Source organism: Holdemanella porci, assembly GCF_019052655.1.
In the GTDB taxonomy this organism is placed as follows: Bacteria; Bacillota_I; Bacilli_A; order Erysipelotrichales; family Erysipelotrichaceae; genus Holdemanella; species Holdemanella hominis.
Genome location: NZ_JAHQVB010000071.1, coordinates 1 through 9,289, shown reverse-complemented (window position 1 = coordinate 9,289; position 9,289 = coordinate 1). Strand labels below are relative to the sequence as shown.

Below are 9,289 nucleotides of genomic sequence, written 5' to 3'. Positions count from 1 at the left end.
AGAAATAAACCAATATTCATATCTCTCTCCTAAAAAAATAATAATAAACAAAAAGAAACCATTCTAGACGCCAACACTAGAATGGTTTTCTTATTTTAGGCATACGCATTACATACTTTAATCACAAAACGCATCAAGGCATATAAATCTTTATATGTTTCTTTTTTGATACGAACCGTACAATCATCCATCTTTTCTACATTGTCCATACGAGATACAAAATCCGCATTTCGACTATGATGGAATGTTATTTCCATTGTGTGAGATGAAGATATAGCTGGTTTTTCATCTGCTTTTAAAGCTTCTTGAATGCCATATGTATATCTATTCTTCAACTCATTAAAGCTACAACACAAAGCACACTGATTGTTTAATGTTTTCTTTGTTTCCACAAATACACAACCAAGTTCTTCTTCTACCTGCTTACCATATTCACTATCACCACTTGCTAAGATAACTGGCACTCCAAATTCGTTTGCCAACAATCGATTTATGCCACTTTCCCCGAGTTCTTTCCCATCTACTACAATTTTTCGTACCATAGTACCCCAAATCGTATGAGCCATAACGCCTGATGAGTTACAGCGAGAATGATATCCAATAAATAATGCTCCATCAAAAGAATCATCTAAACCTTCCATCATCCCAAATTCCTTATAAGCTCCATTTGCGGACACAAAAGCAGCTCTAGGATCTAATTTTGAAGGAAGAAGATTATCCATATTTCCATGACTATCATTGACCACAACTTCTTCTACGCCATTTTGAAACAATAAATCAATCACAAGATTTACTTCATTCATCATATTTGTACAATATTCAGAATATAAGTATCCATTCTTAGATGTATTTGCCGGATTGCTGTTTCCCCAAATACCTTCAATATCGGCTGATATATATATTTTCTTCATCTAAAACACCTCTACAGAACGATCTAATATTCCGTTCATTTTCGCAATCGCAATACCATAATTTGTGAATGGCACATGCTGTTTCTTACATTCTTTTACGCGTGACTGCACTTCTTTTTCATTCAACATACATGCACCACAATGAATCACAACACTATATTTCGAAAGATCTTCTTTAAATCCTTGTCCAGAAGTAAATTCAAACGTAATATTCTTCTTTGTATAATTCAAGATCCATTTTGGAAGCTTGTCCGTACCAATATCACCACACTGTCTATGGTGCGTACACCCTTCACTAATCAATACACAATCCCCATCTTGAAGATGATCCAATTGATTGGCCCCTTCAAGCACTGTAGATAAGCTTCCTTTTAAGCGTGCCATAAGAATAGAGAAAGAAGTTAAATGAATAGATTTATCTACGATTTGACTTACCTTGTTAAAAGCCTGGGAATCTGTAATAACCAGTTTTGGAGTAACCTTCTTTAAGGTTGCATCCAATTCTTCTACCTGACAAGTCATACCAATCGCATGATGATCTAAAATATCTCTTAATACAAGTTGTTGAGGCAAAATCAATCTTCCTTTAGGAGCCGATTGATCAATTGGAATAACAAGCACAATAACATCGCCCGAATCAATTAAATCACCAATAATTGTCTTTTCTTTCTGTTTCTTTGCGACACTAGCCAACAATTGCTTTAATCCATCTATATTGTCATTGTTTAGAGCACTCACAAAGATTTCATTAGAAGCCAGTTCTTTCTTTTCTTCAATCAAATCACACTTATTAAAAACTATAAAATAAGGTAATTTATTTTCTTTAAACATGTCAATCAAATCCAAATCTATTTTTTGTAGACCTACATTCGCATCAACGACCAATACGGCCATATCCATTGTTTTTAAAACTTCTAACGTTCTTTTGATTCTCAATTCACCCAAAGCACCTTCATCATCCATACCCGGCGTATCCACAATCACAACAGGTCCAATCGGCAAGATTTCCATTGATTTCTTTACTGGATCTGTCGTAGTTCCCTTTATATTAGAAACTAAAGACATACTCTGGTTGGTAATCGCATTGACTACACTGGATTTTCCAGCATTTCTTAAACCGAAAAATCCAATGTGTGTACGATTTGCGCTTATCGTACTATTTAAATTAGACATAATTAGAACCTGAAATCTCTACGATTGCTTGACTTGATCGCATCCACATTGTCACGAGCAATTTGTTGAGCTTTCGCATTTGGAATCTTGTTAAATTCTTTTTCAATCAACTCAAAACCAATTCTCTTTGTATCTTCACTCGCATAATCCACTAAAAATTCACATAAAGTCATCAATGCGTTAGGATGACAACAATTTTGAATTTGCCCTGTCTTACACAAAGACATGAAACGATCTCCTGTTCTTCCTTCTCTATAACATGCCGTACAGAAAGATGGAATGTAACCTAACTCCATCAGCCAGTTCACAACTTCATCTAATGTTCTTTGGTCAGATACATCAAATTGTTCTGAATCATGAGGACGTTCTTCTTCTGTATATCCACCAACAGATGTACGACTTGCCCCGCTAATTTGAGATACACCTAAGTGAAGCATTTTTTCACGAACTTCTTGAGATTCACGTGTAGAAATAATCATTCCAGTATATGGAACGGCAATACGGATACATGCTGCAATCTTTTCAAAGATTTCATCATCCAAACTATTATCGAACGCTTCTGGATCAATATCATCTGCATGTTTTACACGAGGCACACTAATTGTGTGTGGACCTACACCGTGAACAGCTTCTAAGTGTTCTGCATGCATCATTAAGCCGGCAAATTCATATTGGTAGCCTTCCAAACCAAATAATACACCCAATCCAACATCATCAATTCCACCTTCCATGGCTCTATCCATAGCTTCTGTATGATAGTCATAATCGTGTTTAGGTCCTGTTGGATGCAACTCTAAATAACTCTTTTTATTGTATGTTTCCTGGAATAAGATATAAGTTCCTATTCCAGCTTCCTTTAATTTACGATAGTTTTCTACCGTTGTAGCCGCAATATTTACATTGACACGGCGAATTGCACCATTCTTGTGTTGAATCGAATAAATAGTTTTAATAGAATCCAAGATATATTCGATTGAATTGTGTACTGGATCTTCGCCTGCTTCAATAGCTAAACGTTTATGTCCCATATCTTGTAGCGCTATAACTTCATCACGAATCTGATCTTGTGTTAATTTAATACGTTTAATATGTTTATTCTTCATGTGATAAGGACAATATACACATCCATTTACACAATAATTTGATAAATATAATGGGGCAAACATCACAATACGATTACCATAGAATGCTTGTTTAATTTCATTGGCAAGCTTATACATTTCTTCTACTTTTTCAGGAATGTCACAAGCTAAAAGTACACTTGCTTCACGGTGTGTTAAACCCTCACAATGAACACCATGCTCTGTCTTTTGTGGACGAGCCTTATTTAAAATTTGATCAATCAATTCAACATTATGTTTGTTCTTTTCGGCATATTCAATTGTTTCAAGAATTTCTTCATGACTAATAAATTCTTCTGCCTTTAATGATTTTGGGTTATAATTACTCATTTTTTATATCTCCTCTTTTATTTTTTAATATCTCCACGATCAGTTACAATCTTGTATCCTATTGAATCCATACGCCTTGATAAACAATCTTTACATTCTGCACTCTCTTCGCCTGTACAAATTTTATTATCATACAATGCATATTTTTTTCTGACACTCACCGGCGATAAATTAGGCATAACTACATTGGCTCCCGCAAGAATTCCCTTTTCTCTTCCTTGAGGATCAATCGTTCCTAAAGCTGTTGTAGCAGGAAGTAAAATGTTTGGTTGAATCAAACGAATCAAAGACAATAAGAATAAAGTTTGATTCAAAGTTCCACACGTCATATCTTTAAACGGTGTATCCTTTTGCGAAATAAAAGGACCAATACCACACATGTCAGGTTTAAATGTTTCAATAAACTTCAAATCCATCGCCAAAGTTTCACTGGTCTGATAAGGTGAACCTATCATGAAGCCACATCCTACTTGATATCCAATTTCCTTTAAGTCTTTTAAACACTGCATACGATGATCAAAAGACATATTTTTTGGATGCAGCTTTGCATAATGATTTTTACTTGCCGTTTCATGTCTTAATAAATAACGATTGGCTCCCGCATCAAACCAAGCCTTAAATGTATCTCTATCTTCTTCACCTAAAGAAAGGGTAATCGCACAATCTGGATATTCACTACGAATCTTTTGAACTACATTTGTGACAAAATCCTTTTTATAAATTCCTTCGCCACCTTGCAAAACAAAAGTGCGAAAACCAAGTTCATAACCTTCTTTGCAGCAATGCAGAATATCTTCTTCGACTAATATATAGCGATCACAATTTAAATTGGACTTGCGAATCCCACAATAGAAGCAGTCGTTGCGACAATAATTTCCCACTTCAATAAGTCCACGTACATAAACTGAATTCCCATATATTAACGTAGCTTGTTCTTTCGCTTTATTAGCAGCATATAGGCGTAAAGCATCATTTTCAGCTTCAATTAAAGTTTTATATTCTAATAAACTTAAAGAGTGTTCTCTTTCAAGTTTATCAATCAATCGATATGCTTCAATCATGGCTAATCACATTGGAATAGGCTGTTTTCACACTAATTCCTTGTATATTTCCTAATTTACCTGCCAAAGCAGCAATTGTATTTTGTGGGGCATCTAACGCAATTGAAATTACGCTTATATGTTTTTGTTTGTAAGGTATTCCCATTCTTCCAATAATATATTCACTATATTCATGAAGAATTTCATTCAATAGATTCACTGCATTTGTATCTTCTACAATAATTCCCATCACGGCAACACGTGTTTCCATATTCATCTCCTTCTTAAAGAAAAAAAGCCATACTCCACACACAAAAAGAGCATAGCCATAGTTCTACTTACAAATTTCTTATAAGCACCTTTCACGCAGAATTCTCTTAATGTTGGGAGCAATTTTCTTTATACCTTATATAATACACGAAAATGTGATAGATTTCACAAAGAATAGTTAGTTGTATATAATTTAATACTCTTTTAACATAATTCTTGATATAATTAGAAGAAGAAGTTCCCATATGAAAGATCCTTATTTTCCAAGAAAAAAATTCATTACGAACTATATTGTCACAATTATCACTTTCATTTTGACTTTGATTATGGGAATCGTGATCTTCTTTAACGGCATTTCAATTACGGTTGAAAATAATTCTAGAAAAACTCCGATTATCAATGTTGTAAGGCGAAGTGAGCATTTAAATACAATATTAAATATCAACTATTCCTATTTAAATGTACTTACACAAGAACTATCTAAATCTCAAGATTTATTTTCAGAGGATAATGTTTCTTTAATTCAAGACTTTATGAATAATACAGATTTAAATCGAACAGCAATCATCGATCCAAATGGAAATGCTTTGTATGATAATGAAGTCATAAAAAATGTAGCTCATCGTCGATATTTTAAAGAATCTATGCAAGGCAATCAATCTCTTTCAGATCCATTAGAAAGTAGTGTTGATCAAAAAACACGTGTTATTTTATGCGTGCCCATCTTTAGAGTTAGACAAGTCATTGGTGTAGTAGGCGGTTCTTACAATGTCATAAAACTAGCAATATGTTGTTTGATGATCTGTTTGAGGAACAAGGAAAAAGTTTTATTGTCGATCAAGATGGAAATCTAATCACTAAAGATAAACAGTATGAAAAAAAGCATAAGCTAAATATAGTCGATAATTTATTTAATGTCTGTAATCAAAAGAAAATCAAAACCGACTTTAAGAAACAAAAATCAGATCTTATCTTAACTCAAACAAAAAAGAAAGAATCTTTATATTTAGCTTATTCCCCGCTAAAAATCAATGATTAGATGGTCGGCTATATCGTACCGGTTCATGCAGCTCAAGAATCATATACATTTATTATTCACTATGAAACTTTATTGGCAACATTTTTAGGCTTGATCGTATTGAGTCTTATAGTGTATTTAGCTCATTCAAGTTCAAGAGAAAATAAGTATTTGATTCATTTATCTGAAATTGATCCATTAACTTCCATTTTCAATAAGGAAACAACGCAAAAACTCATTGATCAAAAACTAAATAATAAAGAACATTGTTGTTTCTTGATGCTTGATGTAGATGCCCTTAAATCCGTTAATGATAATTATGGTCATGCGATAGGTGATAAAGTCTTAGAAAACTTGGACTTACTCTTTAAGAATCATTTTAGACAGAGTGATATTGTTGGAAGAATTGGAGGAGATGAATTTATTATTCTAATTCAAGATGAAAATATTGCTGAATCTAGAATTCAGTCTCTACTTCAAAAAGTCAATGAATTAAAGATTGAAGAATTAAAAGATTTCAAATTATCAATCAGCATTGGAATTGCCTTTGCCCCTAATGGAACAACCTTTATGAAACTGTATCACCATGCCGATCAAGCCTTGTATCAAACAAAACGAACAGGCAAAAACAATTATAAAATATATAAAAATGACGAGAACTAAATCTCGTCGTTTTCTTATACATTCGTGTAATTAAAGCTCATTAAATCAACAGGCTTATCCTTAATATAATTTTTGATTTCTAAGCCTTCTAGTTTAGCTGGACGAACTACTATTTCGTTTTTAACTACATCTTCTTTAACCAGCTTCATCTGTTTCATTTGTGCAAATAAATCCTGCAAAACTTCCATTCTTTTAGGGATACCCCTATACACATATTCAATTGCACTTTCACTTAACGCTAGGCTTCTAGAAACATATTTCTTGCCATTCTTTTCAGCATTATATTGAATATAGAACCAGAAACGTAACATCTGTAAGTTCTCACCTTTACTATTTTTCAAAAAGATGTCCTTCCAAGATGAATTTACTACTTCTTCTCTTTCTTTCTTTACAGAAGACTTCTTTTCTTTTAATAACTTTTCGCTTGGCTTATCAATAATGCTCTTGTTCATCAATTCTTCCATTTCGATATCCGTGAACTTGATAACATAAATTTTTCTACCATTCATTTCACTATCACGAACCAAACGAACACTTTTTAATTTACGAATCAACATATCCATAGATGGTCTTTCTGTACTTCCATCCAGTAAGCGGAATACATATTGATTAGCTTGGACACTTGTCAATTCGTTTTCATATACCCAGTCATGCGTTTCTGCATACGGGTTTTTTACTGCCATAAATCTAGCGTAACAAAATAATCTTAAAGAAAGGGCGGCTGCACCATTCTCATTACTGTTTACGTTTTTAATAAAACGTTCTCTATTTTTCATCAACATTTCTGTACTCATTAAATCTCTCCTTGAAAAAATTCGAACGCAATAGATTATATCATCATTTGTAAACTTTTGCAGAAATAATTGCTTGTTTCCAAGTAATTATTTCGACAATTCGATAAATTCTTCAATTCTTGATTTTGCGGTTTCTAATGCAGAAATCCAGAAAGCTTCATCCGTTAAATCAACACCCAATACTTTAGCTGTATCTTCTACCGATGCAACCGTTGTTGTGTGTAACATCTCTTTGTATTTAGGAACGAATTTTTCTTTACCCATCTCTTGATATTTCACAACTAAGCCTCGCGCAAACAATCCACCAAAAGCATATGGCCAGTTATAATAACTTAGATCTGAAGAATAGTAGTGTGATTTACAAACCCACATATATGGATGTAAACAATTTGGATCAAGTCCATCGCCATAAGCTTGTTTTTGTGCGTCCAACATAATTTCATTCAACTGATCCTTGAATAAGAACTCATCACTTCTTCTGTCAAATACGGCTTTTTCAAATAAGTAACGAGAATAAATATCACAGATGATCTGACATAAGTCTTGAAGCTGATTTTCAATCAAACCTAGTTTAACTTCTTTATCCTCTGTTTCATCAATCACTGCATTCATAATGATATTTTCATTGAATGTGCTTGCCGTTTCTGCAACTGGCATAGAATACTCCCAATTTAATGGTCTATGACTTTCAATGTTTAATCCATGATATGCATGTCCAAGTTCATGAGCCAAAGTAACTACGTCACCAAGTCCTCCATCAAAATTAGTTAATACGCGTGATTGTTTCACAAACGGCATATTGCAGCAGAAAGCTCCACCAACTTTTCCTTTATGTGGATAAAAATCAATCCAGTTATTGTCAAAAGCTTCTTCCATCATATCGGCCAAGTCATCAGAAAATGGTCTAAAATGATTAACCAAATATTCTTTTGTAGTTTCTGGAGTAAAACTTGTCGTAGCTGATTTTCCAATTGGCGCAAATAATTCATACCATGGAAGGCCATTTTCATACCCTAACATTTCAGCTTTTCTTTTCAAATACTTATGGAATACTGGCAAGTATTTCTGCATTGCACTAAGAAGTGCATCTAATGTTTTTTGGGATACATGAGACTGGTGTAGCGTCATATCCATTGGACTTGTATAGCCACGCATTTTAGCTTCGGTAATCACTTGTAGTTTAATGTTGTTTAAAGAAAAACTTACTGCATCCGCAATAGGTGCATAACTTTTAAGTTCAGCTTCATAGGCAGCTTTACGAACTTCTTTATCTACATCATACGCTAGATTACGAACCGATGCCAAAGGTAACTTTTTACCATCATATTCTACTTCCAATGAACTTGTGAGTAGACTTTGTTGCTTCTCCCAAGCAGAACCTGCAGAAATATTCATTTTGGCAAGTGCCTCTTCTACGTCTTCACTTAACAAATATTTTCCGCTTTCGTGAATATCATTTAAAAAATATTTGTATTCACAAAGTTCTGGACAATCTAAATAGCTGTTTAAATCCTTCATATCCGCAATATAGCGAGAGAATACTGCCATAGCCTTACTGGCTGTACTTGCGATAGTAGCTACTTTATCAATGGCTGCTGCCGCTTTCGCATTCGCCGTATTTGTGGATTGACTCAAAGATCCAAAGCAACTCAAATGTTTTTCTAATAATTCAAACTCTTCTAATACTTTAACAATTTGAAGAAGATCTTTCTTTTCATTTTCATGACTTAAAGTCTTTGAAAGTTCATCCAATTCTTTTGCCTTCTTTTCAAAAGATGTTAGATCTTCACTAAATTTAGGATCATCAAATCCCTTGTACAATATGTCTAATGACCATTCTGAATTCATATCAATTTCCTCCAATTTATTAAATTATACCATAAGAAAGTAGGCGGCAGAATTTAAATTCTGCCACCCCTTATCAAACCATACGTGCCCTATTAAGGCATACGGCTTACCAATGTGAGTT

General features: G+C 33.7%; 10 protein-coding genes. 3 read left to right on the top strand and 7 right to left on the bottom strand.

Features of this window, described 5'->3' with window-relative positions:
- Positions 1 to 95 precede the first annotated feature (95 nt).
- Genes KTQ83_RS10230 through KTQ83_RS10210 form a run of 5 tightly spaced genes read right to left on the bottom strand, consistent with a single transcriptional unit; the run spans position 96 to position 4,846 of the window.
- Positions 96 to 911 (bottom strand): M55 family metallopeptidase, encoded by an 816-nt coding sequence (locus KTQ83_RS10230; protein ID WP_186999689.1) that lies wholly within the window; start codon positions 909 to 911, stop codon positions 96 to 98.
- Positions 912 to 2,084 (bottom strand): [FeFe] hydrogenase H-cluster maturation GTPase HydF, encoded by a 1,173-nt coding sequence (gene hydF / locus KTQ83_RS10225; protein ID WP_217256753.1) that lies wholly within the window; start codon positions 2,082 to 2,084, stop codon positions 912 to 914.
- Between the two features lie 2 nt (positions 2,085 to 2,086).
- Positions 2,087 to 3,535, bottom strand: coding sequence for a [FeFe] hydrogenase H-cluster radical SAM maturase HydG (gene hydG, locus KTQ83_RS10220; RefSeq protein WP_117926104.1), 1,449 nt, complete (start codon positions 3,533 to 3,535; stop codon positions 2,087 to 2,089).
- Between the two features lie 17 nt (positions 3,536 to 3,552).
- Positions 3,553 to 4,596 (bottom strand): [FeFe] hydrogenase H-cluster radical SAM maturase HydE, encoded by a 1,044-nt coding sequence (gene hydE / locus KTQ83_RS10215; protein WP_217256752.1) that lies wholly within the window; start codon positions 4,594 to 4,596, stop codon positions 3,553 to 3,555.
- A complete protein-coding gene (locus KTQ83_RS10210) occupies positions 4,589 to 4,846 on the bottom strand; it encodes a TM1266 family iron-only hydrogenase system putative regulator (RefSeq protein ID WP_117926100.1) in 258 nt (85 codons plus the stop codon). The genes hydE and KTQ83_RS10210 overlap by 8 nt, the downstream gene beginning before the upstream one ends.
- A gap of 244 nt (positions 4,847 to 5,090) precedes the next feature.
- Here KTQ83_RS10210 and KTQ83_RS10205 point away from each other — a divergent pair, with 244 nt between their 5' ends.
- Genes KTQ83_RS10205 through KTQ83_RS10195 form a run of 3 tightly spaced genes read left to right on the top strand, consistent with a single transcriptional unit; the run spans position 5,091 to position 6,526 of the window.
- On the top strand, positions 5,091 to 5,699 hold the full coding sequence (locus KTQ83_RS10205) for a PDC sensor domain-containing protein (protein ID WP_217256751.1): 609 nt from the start codon (positions 5,091 to 5,093) through the stop codon (positions 5,697 to 5,699).
- The gene (locus KTQ83_RS10200; protein WP_117926098.1) at positions 5,633 to 5,884 is read left to right on the top strand and encodes a PDC sensor domain-containing protein; all 252 of its coding nucleotides are present in this window, start codon (positions 5,633 to 5,635) and stop codon (positions 5,882 to 5,884) included. The genes KTQ83_RS10205 and KTQ83_RS10200 overlap by 67 nt, the downstream gene beginning before the upstream one ends.
- A complete protein-coding gene (locus KTQ83_RS10195; RefSeq protein WP_217256750.1) occupies positions 5,885 to 6,526 on the top strand; it encodes a GGDEF domain-containing protein in 642 nt (213 codons plus the stop codon).
- Between the two features lie 14 nt (positions 6,527 to 6,540).
- Here the strand turns inward: KTQ83_RS10195 and KTQ83_RS10190 are convergent, their stop codons facing one another.
- Together KTQ83_RS10190 and KTQ83_RS10185 are read right to left on the bottom strand one after the other, a co-directional pair.
- The gene (locus KTQ83_RS10190) at positions 6,541 to 7,320 is read right to left on the bottom strand and encodes a hypothetical protein (protein ID WP_117926837.1); all 780 of its coding nucleotides are present in this window, start codon (positions 7,318 to 7,320) and stop codon (positions 6,541 to 6,543) included.
- An 87-nt stretch (positions 7,321 to 7,407) separates the two neighbouring features.
- Positions 7,408 to 9,168 carry a M3 family oligoendopeptidase gene (locus KTQ83_RS10185; protein ID WP_217256749.1) on the bottom strand — a complete coding sequence of 587 codons (1,761 nt, stop codon included), beginning with the start codon at positions 9,166 to 9,168 and terminating at the stop codon, positions 7,408 to 7,410.
- Positions 9,169 to 9,289: the final 121 nt, after the last annotated feature.

Bases quoted from the DNA above. Each gene is read 5' to 3' on its own strand.
- KTQ83_RS10210 (WP_117926100.1), bottom strand. From the start codon at position 4,846: ATGGAAACACGTGTTGCCGTGATGGGAATTATTGTAGAAGATACAAAT.
- KTQ83_RS10230 (WP_186999689.1), bottom strand. From the start codon at position 911: ATGAAGAAAATATATATATCAGCCGATATTGAAGGTATTTGGGGAAAC.
- hydF (WP_217256753.1), bottom strand. From the start codon at position 2,084: ATGTCTAATTTAAATAGTACGATAAGCGCAAATCGTACACACATTGGA.
- KTQ83_RS10200 (WP_117926098.1), top strand. From the start codon at position 5,633: ATGTTGTTTGATGATCTGTTTGAGGAACAAGGAAAAAGTTTTATTGTC.
- KTQ83_RS10205 (WP_217256751.1), top strand. From the start codon at position 5,091: ATGAAAGATCCTTATTTTCCAAGAAAAAAATTCATTACGAACTATATT.
- KTQ83_RS10185 (WP_217256749.1), bottom strand. From the start codon at position 9,168: ATGAATTCAGAATGGTCATTAGACATATTGTACAAGGGATTTGATGAT.
- KTQ83_RS10190 (WP_117926837.1), bottom strand. From the start codon at position 7,320: ATGAGTACAGAAATGTTGATGAAAAATAGAGAACGTTTTATTAAAAAC.
- hydG (WP_117926104.1), bottom strand. From the start codon at position 3,535: ATGAGTAATTATAACCCAAAATCATTAAAGGCAGAAGAATTTATTAGT.
- hydE (WP_217256752.1), bottom strand. From the start codon at position 4,596: ATGATTGAAGCATATCGATTGATTGATAAACTTGAAAGAGAACACTCT.
- KTQ83_RS10195 (WP_217256750.1), top strand. From the start codon at position 5,885: ATGGTCGGCTATATCGTACCGGTTCATGCAGCTCAAGAATCATATACA.